The sequence below is a fragment of the Diaphorobacter caeni genome (assembly GCF_015354245.1).
In the GTDB taxonomy this organism is placed as follows: Bacteria; Pseudomonadota; Gammaproteobacteria; order Burkholderiales; family Burkholderiaceae_C; genus Diaphorobacter_A; species Diaphorobacter_A caeni.
The window spans coordinates 794,967-818,527 of record NZ_JADKYZ010000001.1 but is presented as its reverse complement, the minus strand read 5'-3'; the positions used below and the strand labels follow the sequence as shown (position 1 = coordinate 818,527).

Below are 23,561 nucleotides of genomic sequence, written 5' to 3'. Positions count from 1 at the left end.
TCAGAACTCGAACGTGGACGACAGGGCCAGCGTGCGCGGCATGCCCAGCGTGGCGGCGTAGCGGCCCTGTTTCCAGTAGCGCTCGTCGGTCACGTTCTTGACCATGGCGCGCAGCGTGAGCTGCGTGTTCCCCAGCCTCGTGACGTAGCGTGCGCCGAGGTCATAGACCGTCCAGCCCGGCACCTTGGCAAAGTTGGTGGCGTCCGCATACACGTCGCCGGAATGCAGAGCGTGCGCGGTGAGCGTGAGGCCCGATGCCGCAGGCACATCCCATTCGCCCTGCAGCGCGAGCTGCCTGCGCGCGACGCCCACGGGACGCAGCGTTTGTCCGGCGGCGTTCAGCGGATCACGCACCTCCGCGTTCATGAACGTCGCGCCGCCGATCAGCCGCACGCCTTTCGCGAGCTCGCCGAACAGTTGTACCTCGACCCCGCGATGGCGCTGCTTGCCGAACACGCCGAAGGTCAGCGTGGACGGGTCGATGGTGGCGTAGGGCTTGGTGATCTGGAAGACGCTCAGCGTGCCGCCGAAGCGGCCCGCGTCGAACTTCATGCCGGTCTCGAACTGGCGCGTGCGGTACGGAGCGAACACCACGCCCTGATTGCTCGTGCCGTAAGGTGCGGTGTCCCCCATGCTCAGCCCCTGGACATGATTGGCATACAGCGAGATCTGCCGCGACGGCTTGAACACGATGGTCGCCATCGGGCTGTTGACTGACTCGTCGTAGTGCGCGGTCGACATGCCGAGCAGCGCAAAGCCGGTGGCGCTGTCGGACTTCACGCGCTGATGCCGCACGCCGAGCGTCACCCGCAGTCGTCCCTCGGCGAACGACAGCGTGTCTGCAATCGCATAGCCGGGCAGCGCATTGCGCGAGCTCCATGCCAGCGGGCCGGCGGGCTCGACGGCATCGCCGGGCGGCGGAATCAGGACCATGTCGTAAATGCTGGACAGGCCCGCCCCGCCGCTCAATCCCGCCACATGGAAGTCCGCCGTGCTCGTGCGCCGAAGATCCGAGGCCGTCAGCGACCAGTGGTGACGCACCGAGCCCGTGTCGAATTGGCCCTTGAGCCCCCACTGGCTCGAGATGGTCCGCTGCCGCCAACGTATCGGCATGCCTGCATAGGCAAAGCCGCCGGATGCGTCCACGAAGGGCTCGTCCGCGACCAGCGCCGACGAGGCATCGCGTGATTGGCCGATCGCGCCGAACACGGTGAGATGCTTCGACACATCCCACTCCACGCGTCCCATGAGGGCAGTGTCTTCCGCGTCCTGAAAATACCAGGGCTGCGCGAAGTTGCGCCGTCCGTCCGGCGCGGCGGGCACGGGGCCACCGACCGCGCTGAAATCCACCGCCCCGCCCGCACCATAGAGCCGCTGCGTCTGGCGGATCAGGTCCAGCGATGCGCGCAGGCGTTCGCTGTTGAAGTCCATGCCGATCGACAGGTTGCGTGCCCGGTCGGTCATGTAGTCGCGCTGCATGTCGCCCTGGCGCGCACCGGCGTTCACGCGGATGCCGAAAGCGTTGTCCACGCCGAAGCGCCGGGCAATGTCGGCGTTGAAGCCGAACAGCGAGTGCGACGCGTAACCCATGGTCAGCGAGGTGAGCGGCACATCGCCCGCGCGCTTGGAAATGAGGTTCACCGCGCCGCCCACCGAGCCATCGGCCGACATGCCGTTGATCAGCGCCGAAGGTCCCTTGAGCACCTCGGCGCGCTCGACGAATTCGGGCGAGACCCGGAACTGGCCGAGGATGCCGGGCAGGCCGTTGAGCGACATCTCATCGTTCTCGACCGTGAAGCCGCGGATCATCAGCGTATCGAGACTGGTGCCGTCGCCATACTCCTCACGCACGGAAGAATCAAGGCCGCCGATCACCTCGGAAATGCTGCGCGACTGACTGTTGTGGATGACGCTGCCGGTGAAACTGATGACGCTGAACGGCGCGTCCATCACATCGGTCTTGCCGAGCACGCCCAGATGCGCGCCACGCGCCATCTGACCACCTGGATAGGGGCCAGGAAGATCACCGACCTGCTCGGCCGGCGTCTGCACCTGCACTTCTGGCAGGGCGCGCTCGTCCGCACCGGCGTGTGCGCCCCAGCCACCCAGCACGAGGGCCACCGCCACCGACTTGCGAAAGGAGGAATGAAAGCGCGACTGATCCAACGTGGGGCCCTTGTTCTGAAGATCATGCGACACGAAGCCACAGTGGAATGTGACCGCTCACATAAACAATCAGATTTGGATTTCAATAGTTCTGATCTAGCGAATGTTACACCAAATTACACGCAGCTTGCCTGCCAAACCCAGTTGCCGATCCACTTGACGGAAACTGCATGCGTGGAGGGCCAGATCCGGCCATCAGGTCGATTTCGCAGCTCCACGTCACAGACAAGGAGGCACGCCATGACCCGGAAAGCAAACGACACGCCCAGCGTGGATGCGCGGGCTGAAGAGAACGATCTCGTCATCACCCGCACTTTGCATGCGCCGCGCGCGGCCGTGTGGCGCGCATGGTCCGAACCGGAGCTGCTCAAGCAGTGGTGGTGTCCCAGACCTTGGAGCACCGAGGTGCGCGCCTTCGAGCTGCGGGCGGGCGGTGCGTTCCACACCTTCATGCAGGGGCCGGACGGCGGCAGCAGCGACAATCCGGGCAGCTTTCTCGAGGTCGTGCCGCAGACGCGTCTCGTGTTCACGTCGATGCTGCTCGCGGACTGGCGTCCGAACAAGCCGTGGATGCCGTTCACGGCGGTGATCACGATGGAGGACGAGGGAGCAGACTGTCGCTACACGGCGCGCGTGATGCACCCCGACGAGGCGACGCGCGACAAACACGAGCAGATGGGATTCTTTGATGGCTGGAACGCCGCCATCACCCAGCTTGAGGACTGCGCCTCGACGCTGCGCTGAACGCCCCCAGGGGCTATTCCGGGGATTCGTCCTGCAGCCGAAGCAGCATGCGCTGCACCTGCCCATGTGTCCATGCACCGCCGCGCGCCGCCGGAACGCCGCGCTCGTTGAGCACCTCGGCCATGCGCCGGTGGGTGAGCTTCTCGGCGATCAGTTCGGCGAAGAGTTGCCGATGCTGCTCGGCGAACGCATCGGCGTCCGCCTTGCGCTTGGCAACCGTGGCGCGGATGTTGTCGGCGCCGGCCGCACCCAGCTTCACGCCGCGCGACTTGGCTTCCGCCAGCGCCTTGCGGGTACGGGCGCTGATGGTCGGATCGACGGAATCGCTCACGTCAGCCTCCGGTCACGGGCGGGAAAAAGGCCACCTCGTCACCATCCTGAATCGCGGCATCGGCCTTGCACATCACCTGGTTGAGCGCCATGCGCACGGCACGATTCGGCGCGAGCGCCGCAGCCGCAGCCTCGCCCCTCGTGCGGATGAGTTCATCGCGCAGCGCTCCCACCGTGGCCGCGTCGGTCTGCAGGCTTTCAGACCCGGTGCCGAAGGCTTCGCGGATCGAGGCGAAATACAGCAGGTTGATCTTGCGTGTCATGACCGTCTCCTCGCTCATTGCAGCAACTCCGACATGGGGATAAAGCGCACCACGTCGCCCTGCTTCACCGTCGTCATCGCGGGGTTGTCGACCAGACCATCGCCCCAGACGGCCGAGGTGAGCACGCCCGAACTCTGGTTGCCGAACAGCTCGAGCGCGCCCTCTTCGTTCAGCCGCACGCGAAGAAACTCGCGGCGCGCATCCGCCTTGGGCAGATCGAAGGCAGCTTTGACATGCAGCGCACGCGGAGCCACGTTCTGCACGCCCTGAAGACGCAGCAGAAACGGACGCACCAGCATCAGAAACGTCACGAAGCTCGACACCGGGTTGCCCGGAAGCCCCATGAAATGCGCGCTGCCACCCGCCGCGCGGCGCACGCTTCCGAATGCGAACGGCTTGCCGGGCTTCATCGAAATCTTCCAGAGATCCAGTTCGCCAAGCTGCTCGACGGCGGGCTTCACATGGTCTTCCTCGCCGACAGAAACGCCTGCCGTCGAGAGAATCAGATCGTTGTCCGCAGCGGCCTCCTGCATCACGCGGATGGTGGCCTCGCGGTTGTCGGGCACGATGCCGCAATCATGGACCTCGCAGCCCAATCGGGTGAGCAGCGCGCGCAGGAAGAAACGGTTGCTGTTGTAGATCGATCCGGGCGGCATGTCGGCGGGCGCGATGGCACCCGGCATGACAAGCTCGTCACCCGTCGAGAACAGCGCCACGCGCGGCCTGCGCGCCACCTGCACCTCGGCAAGACCGATGCTCGCGAGCAGCCCCAGCGCTGCGGGATTGAGGCGCGTGCCGGCTCGCAGAATCGTGCTGCCGCGCGCGATGTCCTCGCCCGCGCGGCGAATCCATTGCTCCGACTTCGGGATGGCGTTGATGCGCACCCCACCGTCAACCGCCTCGGTGTCCTCCTGCATCACGATCGCGTCGGCGCCCTCCGGCACCGGCGCCCCGGTGAAGATGCGCGCGGCCGTGCCTGCAGCGAGCGGCGCGCCCACCTGCCCGGCGGCGATGCGCTGGCTCACGGGCAATGGCACGCCCGCTCCGGTGATGTCGACGCAGCGCACCGCATAGCCATCCATCGCCGAGTTGTCCATCGGCGGCACCTGCAGTTCGGAGACCGCATCGGCCCAGAGCACGCGGCCATCGGCGTCGAAGGTGTTGACGGAGTCGGCCTGGTCCACGCGTGCTGCCTGCGCAAGCACGGCGGCCAGCGCGTCGTCCATGGACATGAGATGAGGCTTGTTCAAAGCGGGTTCTCCTGATGGTTGGTGGCGGGCGGCTCGTACTCGAAACGCGCGCCGTTCGCGAGCATCCATTCCACGATCTTCACGGGATCGTTCAGATCGAGCACGGGCAGCGCGCAATCTGCCGGCAGGCAGCTCGCGTCATCGGTTGCGACGGCATGAATGTCGGGGTCGTCCGGATAGCGCAGCACGCGTGGCTTTTCGCTGGCGGCGGGCTCGCGCCAGATTTCGATCTTGGGCAGATCGCTGCGCTTGAAGCCTTCGACGATGGCCCAGTCCACCGAATGATCCAGTTCGGCCAGCATCCCGTGCGCCGACAGATCATCACGCGACGTCTCGAATTCGCGCATCAGCGCCAGACGTCGGTCCGACACCACGAGCACCTCGAAAGCGCCCGCCTTGCGGTGCCGCCAGCTGTCCTTGCCCGGCACGTCGACATCGAAGTCGTGATGCGCATGCTTGACCACCGAAACACGCAGCCCGCGCTCTCGCAAAACGCGGATGATCTGCTCCAGCACCGTCGTCTTTCCCGCGCCCGAATAGCCTGCAAAACCAATGGCCTTCATTCTTCGCATTCCACGTTCACCCGCTCCATAAAAAGCAAACCGGCGCATGCTGAGAGCGTGTTTGCGATCTCAGAGCAGCGCCGGTTCCATTGTCACCGCAGATTACTTGCAGTGTTCAGCGATGTAGTCCTTGACCTTCTGCGCGTCCGAGGACATCACCACCACGCGCTTGGGCAGGGCTTCGATGCCGTTGAACTTGGCGGGACGGTCGGGCTCGCGGCCCAGCGCCTCTTCGATGGTCGCGGCGAACTTGATCGGCAGTGCGGTCTCCAGCACGATCATCGGCGTGCCGGCCTGCAGATGCTCACGCGCCACCTTCACGCCATCGGCGGTGTGGGTGTCGATCATGTCGCCGAAGCGCTCAAAGGTGTCCTTGATCGTCGCGAGGCGGTCAGCGTGCGTGCTCTTGCCGCTTTCAAAGCCGTACTTGCCGGCAGCGTCCTTGAACAGCGGATCACCGCTCAGACCGAACTGACCCGCCTTGCCGACGCCGTCGACGAACAGCGACTTCAGACGCGCGCCGTCGCGCCCCACCAGATCGAACACGAAACGCTCGAAGTTGCTGGCCTTGGAAATGTCCATCGACGGGCTCGAGGTTTCATACGTGTTGGCCGCGCCGCGCACCTGATAGACGCCCGTGCGGAAGAACTCGTCAAGCACGTCGTTCTCGTTGGTGGCCACCACCAGCTTGTCGATCGGCAGGCCCATCTGGCGCGCCACATGGCCCGCGCAGATGTTGCCGAAGTTGCCGCTGGGCACCGTGAAGCTGACCTTCTGGTCGTTGCTCTGGGTGGCCTGCAGATAGCCCGCGAAGTAGTACACGACCTGCGCGAGCAGACGCGCCCAGTTGATCGAGTTGACGGTGCCGATCTTGTACTGCGCCTTGAACGCGTGGTCGTTGGACACGGCCTTGACGATGTCCTGGCAGTCGTCAAACACGCCTTCGATGGCGATGTTGTGGATGTTCTCGTCCTGCAGACTGAACATCTGCGCCTGCTGGAACGGACTCATGCGGCCATGCGGGCTGGTCATGAAGACGCGCACGCCCTTCTTGCCGCGCATCGCGTATTCAGCCGCGCTGCCGGTGTCGCCGCTGGTCGCGCCGAGAATGTTCAGCTCTTCGCCACGGCGCGCGAGTTCGTACTCGAACAGATTGCCGAGCAGCTGCATCGCCATGTCCTTGAAGGCCAGCGTCGGGCCGTTGGACAGGGCTTCAATGCGCAGATCGCCGTCGAGCGTGCGCACCGGAACGATGGCGTCCGTGCCGAAGACGTCCTTGGTGTAAGTCTTGGCGCACAGTGCCTTCAGATCGGCGGCGGGAATGTCGTCGATGTAGAGCGAGAGGATTTCGTACGCCAGCGCGGCGTAGCCCTGCTGCGCGTACACGTTGCGCAGCTCGCTCAGCTTCGCGTCGTCGATCTGCGGATACGTGACCGGCAGATACAGGCCGCCGTCAGGCGCAAGGCCTGCCAGCAGAATGTCACAGAAGCGCTTCTGTTCCGAGTGACCGCGGGTGGAGAGATACAGCATGTCTTTCCTGCCTCAGTTCAGTTCTTCCTTGCGGATGCGATTGATCGGAGCCAGCACGGTCGGCAGGCCCTGGATCTCGGCCAGCGCGCGGTCCATGTCGCCTTCGCGCGTGTCGTGCGTGAGGATGATCAGGTCGGTCTGGGTCGAACCTTCACCGCCGACTTCATCGGCCTCGCGCTGCAGCACCGCGTCGATGCTGATGCCCGCGTTCGCCAGAATGCCGGTGATCTTGGCGAGAACGCCCGCCTCGTCGGACACGCGGATGCGCAGGTAGTAGCTCGTGACCACGTCGGCCATCGGCAGCACCGGCAGTTCGCCACCGGCGGCGGCCAGCGAGCTCGACTGGAACGCGAGCGGCGGCACGCGGTGTGCGGGATCGGCGTCGTGCAGACGCGCGATGTCGACCAGATCGGCCACCACGGCGGACGCGGTCGGCTCGGAGCCAGCGCCCTTGCCGTAGTACAGCGTCGTGCCCACGGCGTCACCGTTGACGACGACGGCGTTCATCGCGCCTTCGACATTGGCGATCAGGCGCTTGGCCGGAACCAGCGACGGGTGCACGCGCAGCTCGATGCCCTTGTCCGTGCGCTTGGTGATGCCCAGCAGCTTGATGCGATAGCCCAGTTGCTCGGCGTACTTGATGTCGGCCGTCGACAGCTTGGTGATGCCTTCCACGTAGGCCTTGTCGAACTGCACCGGAATGCCGAACGCGATCGCGCTCATCAGCGTGGCCTTGTGCGCGGCGTCCACGCCTTCGATGTCGAAGGTCGGGTCGGCCTCGGCATAGCCAAGACGCTGCGCTTCCTTGAGCACCACGTCGAAGTCGAGGCCCTTGTCGCGCATCTCGGAGAGGATGAAGTTGGTCGTGCCGTTGATGATGCCGGCCACCCACTGGATCTGGTTGGCGGTCAGGCCTTCGCGCAGCGCCTTGATGATCGGAATGCCACCGGCCACGGCCGCTTCGTAGGCCACGATCACGCCCTTCTCGGCAGCCGCCTTGAAGATCTCGGTGCCGTGCACGGCCAGCAGCGCCTTGTTGGCGGTGACCACATGCTTGCCTGCGGCGATCGCCTCGAGCACCAGCGCCTTGGCGATGCCGTAGCCGCCGATCAGCTCGACGACCACGTCGATGTCGGGGTTGGCGATGATCTCGCGCGCATCACCCACCACCTTGGCCGCGTCGCCCACGACTGCCTTGGCGCGTGCCGTGTCCAGATCGGCCACCATGGAAATCTCAATGCCACGACCCGCGCGGCGGCGGATCTCATCTTGATTGCGCTGCAGCACGGTGAATGTGCCACTGCCCACAGTGCCAATGCCCAACAGGCCTACCTGGATCGGTTTCATATACGAGTTTTCAGTCAGTCAAAAGGGCTGCGCGCGCCACGCGAACCGGGTGCGCGCGCAGTAAGGGAAAAAGAAAATCAGGCGGCCTGTTCCTTGGCGCCCTTGGCGGCCTTGGCCGGGGCGGCTGCCGCAGCCACGCTGCGCGGCTTGTCGGTGCCGTGGCGCTGGCGGTACTTCGCGAGGAAAGTCGCCAGTCGGCCGATGGCCGCGCGCAGATCGGCCTCGTGCGGCAGGAAGACGATGCGGAAATGGTCGGGATGCGGCCAGTTGAAGCCCGTGCCCTGCACCAGCATGACCTTGGTTTCCTGCAGCACCTCGAGGAAGAATTCCTGATCGTCCTTGATCGGATAGACCTCGGGGTCGAGGCGCGGGAACATGTAGAGCGCGCCCTGAGGCTTCACGCACGACACGCCGGGAATCGCGTTGATCAGCTCCCACGCCAGATCGCGCTGGATGCGCAGGCGGCCGCCTTCGCAGATCAGTTCATTGATGCTCTGGTGACCGCCGAGCGCCGTCTGCACCGCCCACTGGCCGGGCACGTTGGCGCACAGGCGCATGTTGGAGAGCATGTTCAGGCCCTCGATGTAGTCCTTGGCGGCCTTCTTGTCGCCCGAGACCACCATCCAGCCCGCGCGGTAGCCGCAGCTGCGGTAGGCCTTCGAGAGCGAATTGAAGGTCAGCGTCAGCACGTCGTGCGACAGGCTGCCGAGCGGGGTGTGCTTGGCGTCGTCGTAGAGCACCTTGTCATAGACCTCGTCGGCGAAGATCACGAGGCCGTTCTCGCGCGCGATCTCGACGATCTGCTGCAGCAGCTGCGTGCTGTAGAGCGCGCCGGTCGGGTTGTTCGGGTTGATCACCACGATGCCCTTGGTGCGCGGAGTGACCTTGCGGCGGATGTCCTCAATGTCGGGCATCCAGCCATTGCTCTCGTCGCACATGTAGTGCACGGGCGTGCCGCCGGAGAGGCTGGTCACCGCCGTCCACAGCGGATAGTCCGGCGCGGGCAGCAGCAGTTCGTCGCCGTCGTCCAGCAGCGCATTGGTTGCGAGACTGATCAGCTCGGACGCGCCATTGCCCAGATAAATGTCATCCAGCGTCACGCCCGTGATGCCTTGCTTCTGAGTCTCATGCATCACCGCCTTGCGTGCGGCGAAGATGCCCTTGCTGTCGGAGTAGCCTGCCGAGGTGGGCAGGTTGCGGATCATGTCCTGCTGGATTTCCTCAGGCGCATCAAACCCGAACACGGCCAGATTGCCGATGTTGAGCTTGATGATCTTCTGGCCGTCTTCCTCCATTTTCTTCGCCGCGTCCATGATCGGCCCGCGGATGTCATAGCAGACGTTGGCTAACTTGGCAGATTTGAGGACGGGTTTCATGGCAAAAAATAAAGGCTGAAATGGCACCCGGATGCGCCCGCACCCCGGCGAAACCTATAATTTAAGCACAGTTCCCCCAGCGCCGTGACTCGCAAAACCTTTATTTGCCCATCGTGCGCGCATATCCGATCGTGAGAGTCCCCAATGAAACTGCATGCCGACCGCTTTGACGTCCAGACCATCAGCGGCTACGGCCCCGGCTGGGTATCGATCGACAAGGAGGAGTTCACCCGAAGCGTGATCGTGGGATCACGCGGCGAGCGCATTGAATGGAACTGCGACCGTTTTGAGGACCTGACCCCCGAACACTTCGCTCAGCTGGCAGACCTTGGCCCTGAAGTGGTGATCTTCGGCAGCGGTCAGAAGAACCGGTTTCCGCCCCCGGCATGGCTGGCGCCGCTCATGGAAAAACGACTCGGCGTGGAGTCCATGAACACCCAGGCCGCCTGTCGTACGTACAACATTCTGGCCGGGGAAGGCCGCCACGTGATCGCGGCTCTGATACTGGAAAAACAACAATAGATCAACCCAATCGCACGGCATTCTTGATAGCTGGCAAAAATGAGCGAATCAGGGTAAAATCATGGGTTGTCGTCGGGGGACTTTCCACAAGAGCAATAAGAAACCCAATGCTCCCGACTTTTCAACGACTACATAGAGAGATTGAAGTGCCATGGCGATCGTTGTCAACAAACCCCTTCCCGAATTTGAGGCCAACGCGACTGGCGGAATCAAGGTATCCAACGCTTCGCACTTGGGCCAGATTCTGATCCTGTATTTCTACCCCAAGGACAATACGCCCGGTTGTACCACGGAAGCCATGCAATTCCGCGACAAGTACAAAGATTTTGTCAAGGCGGGTGCCGCGGTGTTCGGCGTGTCGCGCGACAACATGAAGTCGCACGACGACTTCAAGGAAAAGCTGGAACTGCCGTTCGAGCTGATCGCGGACACCGAAGAGAAGATGTGCCACATGTTCGGCGTGGTCAAGAACAAGATCATGTACGGCAAGAAGGTCAAGGGCATCGAGCGCTCGACCTTCCTCGTCGGCCCCGACGGCCTGCTGCTCCAGGAGTGGCGCGGTCTGAAGGTGCCCGGTCACGTGGACGAAGTGCTGAAGGCCGTCAAGGCCATCAAGGTGCAGGACAAGAAAGCGGCGTGAAATCCAACGCTTGTGTCAAAGCATCACAGCGAGTGTGCATAATGGATCAATGCCATTGATTTTCAGCAACGCGCACTCCAGATTCGAAAGCCGCCCGGGTTTCCTGGCGGCTTTTTGCTTTCCTGAAGTTCCCTGAGTTCCTTTGTTAGCGAGGCTTTAAGCACCATGCCCCTGCCACCTGCACCGACCAAGCGCGCGGCGCTGCTCTCCCCCGAAGCCTTTCGCCAAAGCGCCACATCCGCGAGCGCAAACGAGACAGAAACCACTGCGGAGACAATGGTTGACACCTTTGACGCTCCCGCACCTGCACCAGTGAGCGCCAAGGCCCGCAAGACCGCATCCGGTTCATCGCGCGCCAGCGCCAGTGCCGGCGCCCCCCCCAAGCGCACGCCGACCAAGACCACCGCGAAGTCAACCGCCAAGTCGGCGCCCGCCAAGAGTGAGCCCATCACCGCGCGGCAGCCCGCACCCGCTCCTGAGCGCGTCGCCGCCAAGCCCGCCTCCTCCGCCAGCATCGCGACCACCAGCAAGGGCAAGTCGCGCGCGGCGCGCAGTGTCGGCCCGAAGAAGATGTTCGTGCTCGACACCAATGTGCTGCTGCACGATCCGACCTCGCTGTTCCGCTTCGAGGAACACGACATCTTCCTGCCGATGATCGTGCTGGAAGAACTCGACGCGCACAAGAAGGGCATGACCGAAGTCGCGCGCAACGGGCGTCAGGTCAGCCGCACGCTGGACGCCCTTGCCGCCGCCGATGGCGAAGACATCGCGCTCGGCCTGCAGCTCAACGCGACCGGCCAGAAGGCCGCCAACGGCAAGCTTTACTTCCAGACCTCGCCGCTCGACTACTCGCTGCCGTCCAGCCTGCCTCAGGGCAAGGCGGACAACCAGATCCTCGGCGTCGTCGAGGCTCTGCGCCAGCAATACGCGCCGCGCGAGGTGGTGCTGGTGTCCAAGGACATCAACATGCGCGTGAAGGCGCGCGCGCTGGGCCTCGATGCCGAGGACTATCAGAACGACAAGACGCTGGAAGACGGTGACCTGCTGTACTCCGGCGTGCTCGCCCTGTCCGCGGACTTCTGGTCCAAGGCCGGCAAGAACGTCGAGAGCTGGCAGAGCGGCGCGCACACCCTCTACCGCGTAACGAGCGCGCAGGTCGCGCAGATGATGATCAACCAGTTCGTGTACTTCGAAGCGCCTGGCGAGCCCAGCATGTACGCGCGCGTCACGGAAATCCGCGACAAGACCGCCGTGCTGGAAACGCTCAAGGACTACGGCTCGCAGAAGAACGCTGTCTGGGGCGTGAACACCCGCAACCGCGAGCAGAACTTCGCGATGAACCTGCTCATGGACCCGGAAGTCGACTTCGTCACGCTCACCGGCACCGCCGGCACCGGCAAGACGCTGATGGCGCTGGCCGCCGGTCTCACGCAGGTGCTCGACGAGCGCCGCTACACCGAGATCATCATGACGCGCGCCACCGTAAGCGTGGGCGAGGACATCGGCTTCCTGCCCGGCACCGAAGAGGAAAAGATGGGCCCGTGGATGGGTGCGCTCGACGACAACCTCGAGTTCCTCGCCAAGGGTGACGGCGGCAATCCCGGAGAATGGGGCCGTCAGGCCACCAACGAGCTGATCCGCAGCCGCATCAAGATCAAGAGCATGAACTTCATGCGTGGCCGCACCTTCCTCAACAAGTACGTGATCATCGACGAGGCGCAGAATCTGACGCCCAAGCAGATGAAGACGCTGATCACCCGCGCGGGCCCCGGCACCAAGATCATCTGCATGGGCAACCTTGCACAGATTGACACCCCATACCTGACCGAGGGCTCTTCGGGCCTGACCTACGCCGTCGACAAGTTCAAGGGCTGGCCACACAGCGGCCACATCACGCTGGCGCGCGGCGAGCGTTCGCGGCTGGCGGATTTTGCGAGCGAAGTGCTGTAAGGCATGGCGATTCCATGGATCGCGGCACTCAAGCTGGTGCCCTGGGGCGAGGTCATCGAAGCCGCGCCTCAGGTCATCAGAGCCGCCAAGGGACTGGTCCGAAAGAAGGACGCCGACGAACAGCGCGGGAAGCAAGCGGCTGCGGCCGCAGCTTCCGCCGAGCGACTCTCGCCGCCGACCTCTTCGGGTGAACTCGCGCTGCAGCAGGTCCAGCACCTGCAGGGCCGCATCGAACTGCTCGAGCAATCACAGCATCAATCGCTCGACATCATCGAAAAGCTGGCCGAACAGAACGCACAGCTGGTGGCCACGGTCAGCGCGCTACGCGTCGGCGCGCAGCGCCTCGTCTGGGCATGCGCCGCGCTCGGCACGGTGTCTTTGGGTGTGGTGATCTACCTGGCGATCAGCGCCTCCAGGGGCTGAAATCCGCCACAGCGCTGAATCGCTCCGCCATCAAAGCACTCCCCGCACTCAATGCGGGAGAGTGCTTTTTTCTTGGTGCGACGCATCACCCGCACCGCACTTTCGGAGCATCAGAAAATGGCGGATGCTGCCGTATGCATCGCCATGTTCCCAGTCGAGTGAGCGCAAGAGCGCCTCACCTTCGGGCCAAGGCTCGCTGTCCTTGAGCGCCTCGAACGAGAAATCACCCGCCTTTCCACCAACGAACACACGAAACCAGTGCAGGTCGGCATCAAGCGGCAGCGCCTCCACTGCGGCTTTCAGGCGATCCCACAGTTCAGCGCTTCTCAGCCGCTCGCCTCGCACCTGCCAAGGGCCTTCGAACAACTCGTAGTCATGCCCATTGATGCGCCAGCGTTCAGCGTCGTCGACCTCAGTTTCCGCATCTTCGTCCTCGTACTCCTCACGGACGTTCCAGATCGCCGCCAGCATTTCATGCAGCGCGCCGCTTGCAAACGACTCGAGCGCATATCCAATCGCTTCGCGATCTTCAGCGCCGATACCCGGAAAGACTTCAACGACTTCGCGCCCGTCCTCCAGATGGACCACGATGGCCAGCGTGCCCATCAGAGGATCGCGGCGCAGCCAGTCGGCCGTGATGCACGGCTGCCGCTCGAACGGCAGAATCCAGTCGCGCACGAATGGCCCCGTCACACCATGCGCCTCAAGCAGCGCCGACAGCATCCGCAGCGCCAGCGGAATCCCGTCTTCGTCTGCGCCGCCGCTTTCGATGTCGATGCTCGAACTCATGCCCGTACGTTCCTCAGCAATGTCGCCACCCCTTCGGGCTCGACTCAATACTCGTCGCCCGACCCCATCGCGAGATTCTCGAAGCGCGTCTGGTTCTTCTGGAAGAACAGCTTCACCGTGCCGGTCGGGCCGTTACGCTGCTTGCCGATGATGACCTCGGCGACGTTGGGCTCCTTGGAGTCCTTGTTGTAGTAGTCATCGCGGTAGATGAACATGATGATGTCGGCATCCTGCTCGATGGCGCCCGATTCGCGCAGGTCGGACATCATGGGGCGCTTGTCGGTGCGCTGTTCCACCGAGCGGTTGAGCTGCGAGAGCGCGATCACCGGGCACTGCAGCTCCTTGGCCAGCATCTTCAGGCCCCGGGAAATTTCGCCGAGTTCGGTGGCGCGGTTGTCGGCGCTCGCCGAACCCGAGCCGCTCATCAACTGCAGGTAGTCGACCACGATCAGGCCCAGCTTGCCGCACTGGCGCGCCAGACGCCGCGCGTTCGCCCGCAGCTCGATGGGCGTCAGACCCGGCGTTTCATCGATGTGCAGCGACACCGTGCGCAGCTTCTCGATGGCCTCGGTCAGGCGTGGCCACTCCTCGTCGGTCAGCTTGCCGGTACGCAGATTGCCCTGGTTCACGCGACCGATGGAGCCGACGATACGCACCGCCAGTTGGGCCGCGCCCATTTCCATCGAGAAGATGGCGACCGGCAGACCTTCGTTGAGCGCCACATGCTCGGCGATGTTCACCGCGAACGAGGTCTTGCCCATGGAAGGACGCGCCGCGAGCACGATCATGTCGCCCGCCTGCAGTCCGCTGGTCATGCGATCGAGATCGGCAAACCCGGTGGGAATGCCGGTCACATCCATCGGGTTGTCGGCTTTTTCCTGGATGTCGTCGAGCAGATCGACCACCAGCGTGCCCAGCGCCTGGAAGCCCTGCTTCATCTTCGAGCCCTCTTCGCCAATCGCGAAGATCTTCTGCTCGGCCTCTTCCAGAATGTTCTTGACCGGCTTGCCCAGCGGGTTGAACGCGTTGGTCGAAATCTCGTCGCTCGCCGTCACCAGCTTGCGCAGAATCGACCGCTCACGCACGATCTCCGCATAGCGCCGGATGTTGCTCGCGCTCGGCACATACTGCGCGAGCGTGTTCAGATACAGCAGCCCGCCGATTTCCTCGGACTTGCCAAGGCTCTGCAACTGCTCATACACCGTGATCACGTCCGCCGGCTTGCTGCCATTGACCAGCGTGGCGATCGCCGAAAAGATCAGACGATGCTCGTTGCGGTAAAAATCCCCGTCCACCAGCAGATCGCCCACGCGATCCCAGGCGTTGTTGTCCAGCAGCAGACCGCCCAGCACGCTCGACTCCGCCTCCACCGAATGCGGCGGAATCCGCAACTTGGCCACCTCGCGGTCCACGGACAGCGCAGGGTCGTTGATGGGGAAATCAGGCACGTCGGCAGACATCGGATCAGACACTTTCAGAAATCGAACAGGCGATGCTAGTGGTTCAGTCGACGCTTGTCATCGCCAACAGGATGAGGATAACCCGAGCACTGGAAAAGGCACCCGAGATAGAAATACCCTCACCCGCAGCCGGAGTGAGCCCAAGAAGCGTCGCGAGTCCCAGAACCACAACCACAATGCCAAGACAGCCCCTCAGGCTAGGCGTGTGGCCGCAGACAGTACTCTGGTACGGCAAGGCCTCACAACAACGCATGAGGGGCTGTATTGGCACCACAAAACGACCAGCCATTGAAGCCAAAGGCTTCACACAAAAAGCAAACCCAGAAAAACAAAAGCCGCCCCAAGGGGCGGCCTTCCAACTCAATTCAAAGAATCGAATTAAGCGTGTTCGCCGTAGACGGACACGTTGACTTCCACGACCACGTCTGTGTGCAGTGCAACGTTCACGGTGCTGTCGCTCACGGTCTTGATAGGACCGTTGGGCATGCGCACTTGCGCCTTGGAAACTGCAAAGCCCATGCGGCCCAGTTCTTCAGCGATGTCCTGGTTGGTCACGGAACCGAACAGACGACCGTCAACGCCGGACTTCTGTGTCAGCTTCACGTTCTGACCAGCCAGCTTTTCGCCGGAGGCTTGAGCGGCGGCCAGCTTTTCAGCGGCAGCCTTTTCCAGTTCGGCGCGCTTGGCTTCGAACTCGGCCTTGTTTGCAGCAGTGGCGCGACGTGCCTGACCGGTGGGGATCAGGAAGTTGCGAGCGTAGCCGTCCTTGACCTTGACGATTTCGCCGAGGTTACCCAGGTTCACAACCTTTTCGAGCAGAATGATTTGCATTGTCGTGCTCCTTAGATCTTGTGCTGGTCGGTGTAAGGCAACATGGCCAGGAAGCGGGCGCGCTTGATGGCGGTGTTGAGCTGACGCTGATAGATGGCGCGGGTGCCGGTCAGACGTGCAGGGATGATCTTGCCGTTTTCAGCGATGAAGTCACGCAGGGTGTCGACATCCTTGTAGTCGATTTCTTCGACGTGGGCAACGGTGAAGCGGCAGAAGCGCTTGCGCTTGAACAGCAGCGACTGGGTGTTGCGCTTAGGACGCTTGTCCTTGTTGAATTTCTTGAACGTGGCCATTTGTGAGCCTCTTGAAAATTAATCCTGTTGAATATCCTGGATGTGAAAAACCACACCTTTGCCATTGCGCGGTGAGGCGAGAAAGCCGCTGAATTCCCAACTGCTTCCCAGCGCCTGACGTGCGAGCCGCTCCGCGAGCGCTCCGAACGCCACCGCCTTGATGGCTGCCTTGACTTCGCGCTGGACTCCGGCTTCCTTCTGCTGCGATTCGTGCTCGAGTCGCAGATCAAGGGCGGGCAGTCCGGCCGGCGTGTAGCGCAGGGCTTGTACCTCTGCGATGCAGGCCGTCAAGGCAATCTGGTTTTTCACTCCTCCTGGCTGTCGGATGAACGTTGTGGTTGATTAACGCTCGTTCGCAGCAGCAGCTTCAGCCTGGCTGGCCTTGCGCGCTTCTTCGCGTTCCACAGTCTTCATCATCGAAGATGGGCCCGTGTCGGCCTTCTTCTTCTGAACAGTCAGGTGACGCAGAACGGCGTCGTTGAACTTGAACGCGTGTTCCAGTTCAGCCATCACAGCCTGGTCGGCTTCGATGTTCAGGCACAGGTAGTGAGCCTTGGCCAGCTTGTTGATCAGGTACGCCAGTTGACGGCGGCCCCAATCTTCCACGCGGTGAACCTGACCACCGCCTTGGGTGATCATGCTCTTGTAGCGCTCGAGCATTGCTGGAACCTGCTCGCTTTGATCCGGGTGGATCAACAGGATGATTTCGTAGTGACGCATGCAAACTCCTTATGGATTGCTTTGTTGCAACCACCCGCCGCGTCTAGTCAAAGCGGTGTGGCAAGGGAACTCAGCATTCTAATGTCAAAATTGATCCGTGTCCAGCCTCGGTCAGAAAATCAGGCCTTTGGAGCGTCTGCGCCAATCAGGTCTTCAACCCTATTGAAAATACGGGGTTCACCCCCAACTGCCGGGGACTGTCATTCATTTCACAATACAACGACATGTCCGAACAAAAGTACAACCCCTCCGCCGAATCCATCGACCCGACCATGTCTCCCGAAGAGATCGAAGCGGCGCAGGCGGCTCAGTCCGAAGACGAGTTGAGCACGCTCAAGGCGGAGCTGGCTGAACTCAAGGCCAAAAGCGCCGATCTGGCCGACCAGTACCTGCGCGCCAAGGCCGACGTGGAAAACATGCGCCGCCGCACCGAGGAAGACGTGGCCAAGGCCCGCAAGTTCGGCATCGAGAACTTCGCAGAAAGCCTGTTGCCCGTGGCGGACAGCCTGGATGCGGCTCTCGCGATCCACAACGCCACCGCCGAGCAGCTGCGCGAAGGCTCCGACGCCACGCTGCGCCAGCTCACCACCGCGCTGGAGCGCAACAAGGTGATCGCGATCAACCCGGCCGCGGGCACCAAGTTCGACCCGCACCACCATCAGGCCATCAGCATGGTGCCAGCCGATCAGGAAGCCAACACCGTCGTGAGCGTGCTGCAGAAGGGTTATCTGATCGCCGACCGCGTGCTGCGCCCCGCTCTCGTGACGGTTGCCGCACCCAAGTAAGCGATCGCTATCAAATCAAGAGCGACACGAAAATATTTGCATCCAGTGACTTGAAGGTTTTCAACTTATCCACAAGTAACTGGACATCCAAACCAAACACACCAACCTTTCAGAATACGGAGAAATCAACATGGGAAGAATCATCGGCATTGACCTCGGCACCACGAACAGCTGCGTTGCCATCATGGACGGCAACAGCACTCGCGTGATCGAGAACAGCGAAGGCGCACGCACGACGCCTTCCATCGTTGCCTACCAGGAAGACGGCGAGATCCTCGTCGGCGCATCGGCCAAGCGTCAGGCCGTGACCAACCCCAAGAACACCATCTTCGCCGCCAAGCGCCTGATCGGCCGCAAGTTCGACGAGAAGGAAGTGCAGAAGGACATCGACCTGATGCCCTTCAAGATCGTCAAGGCCGACAACGGCGACGCCTGGGTGCAGGTGCGCGACCAGAAGCTGGCTCCTCCTCAGATCAGCGCCGAAGTGCTGCGCAAGATGAAGAAGACCGCCGAAGACTTCCTCGGCGAGCCCGTCACCGAAGCCGTGATCACGGTGCCCGCCTACTTCAACGACGCACAGCGTCAGGCCACCAAGGATGCGGGCCGCATCGCGGGCCTCGAAGTCAAGCGCATCATCAACGAGCCTACCGCAGCCGCTCTGGCCTTCGGCCTCGACAAGCACGACAAGGCCGACCGCAAGATCGCCGTGTATGACCTGGGTGGCGGTACGTTCGACGTGTCGATCATCGAAATCGCGGACGTGGACGGCGAAAAGCAGTTCGAAGTGCTGTCGACCAACGGCGACACCTTCCTCGGCGGCGAAGACTTCGACCAGCGCATCATCGGCTACATCATCGACGAGTTCAAGAAGGATCAGGGCGTGGACCTGTCCAAGGACGTGCTCGCGCTGCAACGCCTGAAGGAAGCTGCCGAAAAGGCGAAGATCGAGCTGTCGAACTCCGCACAGACCGACATCAACCTGCCCTACATCACGGCCGACGCATCGGGTCCGAAGCACCTGAACATCAAGCTGACCCGCGCCAAGCTGGAAAGCCTGGTCGACGACCTGATCGAGCGCACCATCGCTCCTTGCCGCACCGCGATCAAGGATGCCGGCATCAGCGTGTCCGACATCAACGACGTGATTCTCGTCGGCGGCATGTCGCGCATGCCCAAGGTGCAGGACAAGGTCAAGGAATTCTTCGGCAAGGAACCCCGCAAGGACGTGAACCCCGATGAAGCCGTGGCCGTGGGCGCCGCCATTCAGGGCCAGGTGCTCTCGGGTGACCGCAAGGACGTGCTGCTGCTGGACGTGACGCCTCTGTCGCTGGGCATCGAAACCCTGGGCGGCGTGATGACCAAGATGATCGCCAAGAACACGACCATCCCGACCAAGTTCGCGCAGACCTTCTCGACCGCTGAAGACAACCAGCCGGCCGTGACGATCAAGGTGTTCCAGGGCGAGCGTGAAATCGCCAGCGCCAACAAGGCACTGGGCGAATTCAACCTCGAAGGCATTCCGCCAGCATCGCGTGGCACGCCACAGATCGAGGTGAGCTTCGACATCGACGCCAACGGCATTCTGCACGTGGGCGCCAAGGACAAGGCCACCGGCAAGGAAAACAAGATCACCATCAAGGCCAACTCGGGCATCTCCGAAGAGGAAATCCAGAAGATGGTGAAGGACGCCGAGCTGAACGCGGCCGACGACAAGAAGAAGCTGGAACTGGTCCAGGCCCGCAATCAGGGTGAAGCCGCAGTGCACTCCGTGACCAAGAGCCTGTCCGAGCACGGCGACAAGCTGGATGCCGGCGAGAAGGAAGCGATCGAAGCCGCCGTGAAGGCCCTGGAAGAAGCCCTCAAGGGTGAAGACAAGGCCGAGATCGACGCCAAGACCACGGCCCTGATGGAAGCCAGCCAGAAGCTTGGCGAGAAGATGTATGCCGAGCAAGCGGCTGCCGCTGGCGCTGCGGGTGCAGCAGGCGCCGCCGGTGGTGCATCCGCCGGTGCCGCAGCCGCGGACGACGACGTGGTCGACGCCGAGGTCAAGGAAGTCAAGAAGGGTTAAGCCGCGAGAGCGCGCTGACCGCCAAGCCGCCGCGCTCGGTTCCCCCAAGGAGCCAGCGCGGCGTTTGTGTTCCAACTACCTGCTGACGAAATGTCCAAACGAGATTACTACGAGGTCCTCGGCGTTCCCAAGAACGCCTCGGACGACGAAATCAAAAAGGCGTATCGCAAGCTCGCGATGAAGTACCACCCTGACCGCAATCAGGGTGATGCCGCCAAGGCCGCCGAAGAGAAGTTCAAGGAAGTCAAAGAGGCTTACGAGATTCTCTGCGTCTCAGAAAAACGGGCCGCCTACGACCAGTACGGCCACGCCGGGGTCGACCCCAACATGCGCGGCGGCCCCGGAGCGGAAGGCTTTGGCGGATTTGCCGAAGCCTTCGGCGACATCTTCGGCGACATGTTCGGCGGTGGTGGCGGCGGCGCGCGCGGTGGTCGCGGCGGCCGCCAGGTCTATCGCGGCAACGACCTGTCGTACGCGATGGAGATCACGCTCGAAGAGGCCGCCAACGGCAAGGACGCGCAGATCCGCATCCCATCCTGGGACGAGTGCGAGACCTGCCACGGCAACGGCGCCAAGCCCGGCACCCAGCCCAAGACCTGCGGCACCTGCCAGGGCTCCGGCGTGGTGCAGATGCGCCAGGGCTTCTTTGCCGTGCAGCAGGCGTGCCCGCACTGCCGCGGCACCGGCAAGATCATCCCCGAGCCCTGCACCTCGTGCCACGGCCAAGGCAAGATCAAGTCGCAGAAGACGCTGGAAGTGAAGATCCCCGCCGGCATCGACGACGGCATGCGCATCCGCTCGACCGGCAACGGCGAGCCCGGCTCGAACGGCGGCCCTCCGGGCGATCTGTACATCGAGATCCGCGTGAAGAAGCACGACATCTTCGAGCGCGACGGTGACGATCTGCACTGCGAGGTCCCCGTGAGCTTCGCGACCGCGGCGCTCGGCGGCGAGATCGAAGTGCCGACGCTGGCCGGCAAGGCCGCCATCGACATTCCCGAAGGCACTCAGGCCGGCAAGCAGTTCCGCCTGCGCGGCAAGGGCATCAAGGGCGTGCGCGCCAGCTACCCCGGCGACCTGTACTGCCACATCGTCGTGGAGACGCCCGTCAAGCTCACAGAGTTCCAGCGCAAGCTGCTCAAGGACTTCGACGAATCACTGAAAAAGGGCGGCAGCAAGCACTCGCCCTCCACCGAAACGTGGACGGACAAGCTGAAAAATCTCTTCAGCTGATCTCGACACCGCTCTCGGCCACAAGGGCCGTGCTCTGTTGATGCAGGGCACGGCCTTTTTTCATGGGGGCGCCGTCCGACATCCACGCCCGCTGGCTTGCCGTATGGTTCGAGCAGCTCCGGATTCTTGAGAACAACAACAGGAAAAACACATGCAACATCCCGTGCCCCAGCGCGAGTTCACTCTGCGCGGCGTACTGCTTGGCGCGCTCATCACGCTCGCGTTCACCGCCGCCAATGTCTATCTGGGCCTCAAGGTCGGCCTGACCTTCGCGTCGGCGATTCCAGCGGCGGTCATCTCCATGGCCCTGCTCTACAAGTTCAAGGATTCCAACATCCTCGAGAACAACCTCGTGCAGACCCAGGCCTCGGCCGCAGGCACGCTGTCGGCCGTGATCTTCGTGATTCCCGGACTCGTGATGATGGGCCTGTGGACCGGCTTTCCGTTCTGGCAGACCGCGCTGATCTGCGCGGCGGGCGGCACGCTGGGCGTGCTCTACACGATTCCGCTGCGCCGCGTGATGGTGGTGCAGTCCGCTCTGCCCTACCCCGAAGGCGTCGCGGCAGCCGAGGTGCTGCGCGTGGGCGACGCACAGCGGCACGCCGAGACGGCCGACTCCGCCCAGCGCTCGGGCGCGATGCGCGAACTGGGCTGGGGCACGGGCATGGCGGCCGTGTTCGGACTGTTCAGCGGCGGCTTCCGCCTGCTCGGCGACGCGGTGAATTTCTGGATTCCCGCGGGCTCCACCGTATTTCGCGTCGCTGCGGGATTCTCTCCGGCGCTGCTTGCCGCAGGCTATCTGATGGGAATGGCCGCAGGCATGGCCGTGCTGCTTGGCGTGGTGCTCTGCTGGTTCGTGATCGTGCCGTGGCTCACGGCGGGAATCACGCCCACCGACGGGCAGACGCTCGTCGCGCTGGCCTCCCAGGTCTGGTCGCAGAAAGCCAAGTTCGTCGGTGCGGGCGTGATCGCCATCGCCGCGCTCTGGGCGCTGATCACGCTCGCCGGCCCCATCGTCGCGGCCATCCGCGCCCAACCGGCTCGCACGCAAACGGCAAGCTCCGGCAAACGCGACGAGACCGACGTCGACATGCCCCGCAGCTGGATGCTGATGATCGGCCTCGCCGCTCTCGCAGTGCTGTTCCTCGTGGTCAATCACTTCATCGGCGCGCACATGACGGCGCTGTCGGTCGGATCACGCTACGGCCTCGCCGCGCTCTGCGTCATGTTCGCCGCGCTCTTCGGTTTTCTCGTGGCGGCGGCCTGCGGCTACATGGCCGGCCTCGTCGGTTCCTCGGCCAGCCCCATCTCCGGAATCGGCATCATCGCCACGGTGCTGATGGGGCTCACGCTGCTGGCCCTGAGCACGCTGGTGCCGTCGTTTCATGAAGGTCTCAGCGGCGATCTGGGCGTGGTGCTCGTGCTGTTCATGGTGTCGGTGATCCTGGCCATGGCGGCCATCTCCAACGACAACCTGCAGGACCTGAAGACCGGCTACATCGTCGGAGCGACTCCGTGGCGCCAGCAGGTGGTGCTGATCATCGGCTGCCTCGTGGGCGCGCTGGTCATTCCGCCGGTGCTGGACCTGCTCTACAACGCCTACGGCTTCGCGGGAGCGCTGCCACGCGCGGACATGGACCCCAAGCTCGCGCTCGAGGCACCGCAGGCCAATCTCATGAAGCAGATTTCGAGCGGCATCTTCACCGGCTCGCTGGACTGGTCCATGCTCGGCACCGGCGTGGTGCTCGGCCTCGTCGTCATCGCGCTCGACTGGCTGCTGCGCAAATCCGGCCGTGGCGCGCTGCCGCCGCTGGCCGTGGGGCTCGGCATCTACCTGCCGCCCACCATCGGCGTGACGCTGACCATCGGCGCGTTGCTCGCCTTCTGCATTCAGAAAGCGCTCAAGAAGTTTGGCGAACGCAAGGGCGCGGCATGGATCGCCTCAGCCGAAGAGCGCGGCCTGCTGCTCGCATCGGGGCTCATCGTCGGAGAGAGTCTGATGGGACTTGCGATTGCCGCCGTGATCGGCTTCAGCGGCCAGAACGCCCCGCTCGCGCTGGTCGGCGACGGCTTCGGAGCAGCGCCTTGGCTGGGCCTGATCTACTTCATTGCGCTCACGGCCATCTTCTACCGGCGCGTCGTGACGCGTTGATGTCAGGCAAGCCCTTGCCCCCTCGAACGCCACAGAAGCGGCAAGGGCCAGCAGTTCATGCTCAAGTAATGATAAAAATCAGATTGTGGTTTTGCGACGCCGCCTAATGTGTGCACCTCCTACATA

The 23,561-nt window shown here is 63.2% G+C and carries 23 protein-coding genes; 9 read left to right on the top strand and 14 right to left on the bottom strand.

The genetic code is table 11. The annotated features are described in order from the left end of the window. On the bottom strand, positions 1–2,199 hold the full coding sequence (locus tag ISG32_RS03590) for a TonB-dependent receptor (protein ID WP_194769614.1): 2,199 nt from the start codon (positions 2,197–2,199) through the stop codon (positions 1–3). 207 nt (positions 2,200–2,406) lie between these two features. Between ISG32_RS03590 and ISG32_RS03585 the strand changes: the two genes are divergently transcribed. Continuing rightward, positions 2,407–2,910 carry an SRPBCC family protein gene (locus tag ISG32_RS03585; protein WP_194769613.1) on the top strand — a complete coding sequence of 168 codons (504 nt, stop codon included), beginning with the start codon at positions 2,407–2,409 and terminating at the stop codon, positions 2,908–2,910. 13 nt (positions 2,911–2,923) lie between these two features. On the opposite strand, the gene ISG32_RS03580 is transcribed toward ISG32_RS03585, so the two are convergent. The 7 genes from ISG32_RS03580 to ISG32_RS03550 all read right to left on the bottom strand — a co-directional run bounded on the left by ISG32_RS03580 (position 2,924) and on the right by ISG32_RS03550 (position 9,569). Further along, positions 2,924–3,241: a recombinase family protein gene (locus ISG32_RS03580; RefSeq protein ID WP_194769612.1), complete on the bottom strand. Its 318-nt coding sequence runs from the start codon at positions 3,239–3,241 to the stop codon at positions 2,924–2,926. 1 nt (position 3,242) lies between these two features. After that, complete coding sequence (moaD, locus tag ISG32_RS03575) at positions 3,243–3,503, bottom strand: molybdopterin converting factor subunit 1 (protein ID WP_194769611.1); 261 nt, start codon at positions 3,501–3,503, stop codon at positions 3,243–3,245. A gap of 14 nt (positions 3,504–3,517) precedes the next feature. Further along, positions 3,518–4,735: a molybdopterin molybdotransferase MoeA gene (locus tag ISG32_RS03570; protein ID WP_194769736.1), complete on the bottom strand. Its 1,218-nt coding sequence runs from the start codon at positions 4,733–4,735 to the stop codon at positions 3,518–3,520. A 14-nt stretch (positions 4,736–4,749) separates the two neighbouring features. Next, positions 4,750–5,316 (bottom strand): molybdopterin-guanine dinucleotide biosynthesis protein B, encoded by a 567-nt coding sequence (mobB, locus tag ISG32_RS03565; RefSeq protein ID WP_194769610.1) that lies wholly within the window; start codon positions 5,314–5,316, stop codon positions 4,750–4,752. Positions 5,317–5,418: 102 nt separating this feature from the next. Beyond that, positions 5,419–6,846, bottom strand: coding sequence for a threonine synthase (gene thrC / locus ISG32_RS03560; RefSeq protein WP_194769609.1), 1,428 nt, complete (start codon positions 6,844–6,846; stop codon positions 5,419–5,421). Between the two features lie 12 nt (positions 6,847–6,858). Further along, a complete protein-coding gene (locus ISG32_RS03555; protein ID WP_194769608.1) occupies positions 6,859–8,193 on the bottom strand; it encodes a homoserine dehydrogenase in 1,335 nt (444 codons plus the stop codon). A gap of 77 nt (positions 8,194–8,270) precedes the next feature. Continuing rightward, on the bottom strand, positions 8,271–9,569 hold the full coding sequence (locus ISG32_RS03550) for a pyridoxal phosphate-dependent aminotransferase (protein WP_194769607.1): 1,299 nt from the start codon (positions 9,567–9,569) through the stop codon (positions 8,271–8,273). A 144-nt stretch (positions 9,570–9,713) separates the two neighbouring features. Here ISG32_RS03550 and ISG32_RS03545 point away from each other — a divergent pair, with 144 nt between their 5' ends. From ISG32_RS03545 to ISG32_RS03530, 4 genes are all read left to right on the top strand, one after another. Beyond that, entirely contained in the window at positions 9,714–10,091 is a 378-nt protein-coding gene (locus tag ISG32_RS03545) for an Mth938-like domain-containing protein (RefSeq protein ID WP_194769606.1), read from the top strand. A gap of 151 nt (positions 10,092–10,242) precedes the next feature. Then, the gene (locus ISG32_RS03540; RefSeq protein ID WP_194769605.1) at positions 10,243–10,731 is read left to right on the top strand and encodes a peroxiredoxin; all 489 of its coding nucleotides are present in this window, start codon (positions 10,243–10,245) and stop codon (positions 10,729–10,731) included. 165 nt (positions 10,732–10,896) lie between these two features. Then, on the top strand, positions 10,897–12,681 hold the full coding sequence (locus ISG32_RS03535) for a PhoH family protein (RefSeq protein WP_194769604.1): 1,785 nt from the start codon (positions 10,897–10,899) through the stop codon (positions 12,679–12,681). Positions 12,682–12,684: 3 nt separating this feature from the next. Beyond that, positions 12,685–13,104 carry a hypothetical protein gene (locus ISG32_RS03530; protein WP_194769603.1) on the top strand — a complete coding sequence of 140 codons (420 nt, stop codon included), beginning with the start codon at positions 12,685–12,687 and terminating at the stop codon, positions 13,102–13,104. Between the two features lie 48 nt (positions 13,105–13,152). Here ISG32_RS03530 and ISG32_RS03525 read toward each other — a convergent pair whose 3' ends face one another. From ISG32_RS03525 to rpsF, 6 genes are all read right to left on the bottom strand, one after another. Then, on the bottom strand, positions 13,153–13,893 hold the full coding sequence (locus ISG32_RS03525) for a DUF6348 family protein (RefSeq protein ID WP_194769602.1): 741 nt from the start codon (positions 13,891–13,893) through the stop codon (positions 13,153–13,155). A gap of 44 nt (positions 13,894–13,937) precedes the next feature. Continuing rightward, a complete protein-coding gene (gene dnaB / locus ISG32_RS03520) occupies positions 13,938–15,353 on the bottom strand; it encodes a replicative DNA helicase (protein ID WP_194769735.1) in 1,416 nt (471 codons plus the stop codon). A 378-nt stretch (positions 15,354–15,731) separates the two neighbouring features. After that, positions 15,732–16,184: a 50S ribosomal protein L9 gene (rplI, locus tag ISG32_RS03515; RefSeq protein ID WP_194769601.1), complete on the bottom strand. Its 453-nt coding sequence runs from the start codon at positions 16,182–16,184 to the stop codon at positions 15,732–15,734. 11 nt (positions 16,185–16,195) lie between these two features. Next, a complete protein-coding gene (gene rpsR / locus ISG32_RS03510; protein WP_166300042.1) occupies positions 16,196–16,477 on the bottom strand; it encodes a 30S ribosomal protein S18 in 282 nt (93 codons plus the stop codon). 18 nt (positions 16,478–16,495) lie between these two features. Then, positions 16,496–16,786 carry a primosomal replication protein N gene (priB, locus tag ISG32_RS03505; protein ID WP_194769600.1) on the bottom strand — a complete coding sequence of 97 codons (291 nt, stop codon included), beginning with the start codon at positions 16,784–16,786 and terminating at the stop codon, positions 16,496–16,498. A 33-nt stretch (positions 16,787–16,819) separates the two neighbouring features. Continuing rightward, positions 16,820–17,197, bottom strand: a complete 378-nt coding sequence (gene rpsF / locus ISG32_RS03500; RefSeq protein ID WP_194769599.1) for a 30S ribosomal protein S6 — start codon at positions 17,195–17,197, stop codon at positions 16,820–16,822. A gap of 224 nt (positions 17,198–17,421) precedes the next feature. Here rpsF and grpE point away from each other — a divergent pair, with 224 nt between their 5' ends. The 4 genes from grpE to ISG32_RS03480 all read left to right on the top strand — a co-directional run bounded on the left by grpE (position 17,422) and on the right by ISG32_RS03480 (position 23,435). Further along, on the top strand, positions 17,422–17,982 hold the full coding sequence (gene grpE, locus ISG32_RS03495; protein ID WP_194769598.1) for a nucleotide exchange factor GrpE: 561 nt from the start codon (positions 17,422–17,424) through the stop codon (positions 17,980–17,982). Positions 17,983–18,112: 130 nt separating this feature from the next. Further along, positions 18,113–20,050, top strand: coding sequence for a molecular chaperone DnaK (dnaK, locus tag ISG32_RS03490; RefSeq protein WP_194769597.1), 1,938 nt, complete (start codon positions 18,113–18,115; stop codon positions 20,048–20,050). A 90-nt stretch (positions 20,051–20,140) separates the two neighbouring features. After that, positions 20,141–21,283 (top strand): molecular chaperone DnaJ, encoded by a 1,143-nt coding sequence (gene dnaJ, locus ISG32_RS03485; RefSeq protein ID WP_194769596.1) that lies wholly within the window; start codon positions 20,141–20,143, stop codon positions 21,281–21,283. Positions 21,284–21,434: 151 nt separating this feature from the next. Next, a complete protein-coding gene (locus tag ISG32_RS03480) occupies positions 21,435–23,435 on the top strand; it encodes an OPT family oligopeptide transporter (RefSeq protein ID WP_194769595.1) in 2,001 nt (666 codons plus the stop codon). Positions 23,436–23,561 lie beyond the last annotated feature (126 nt).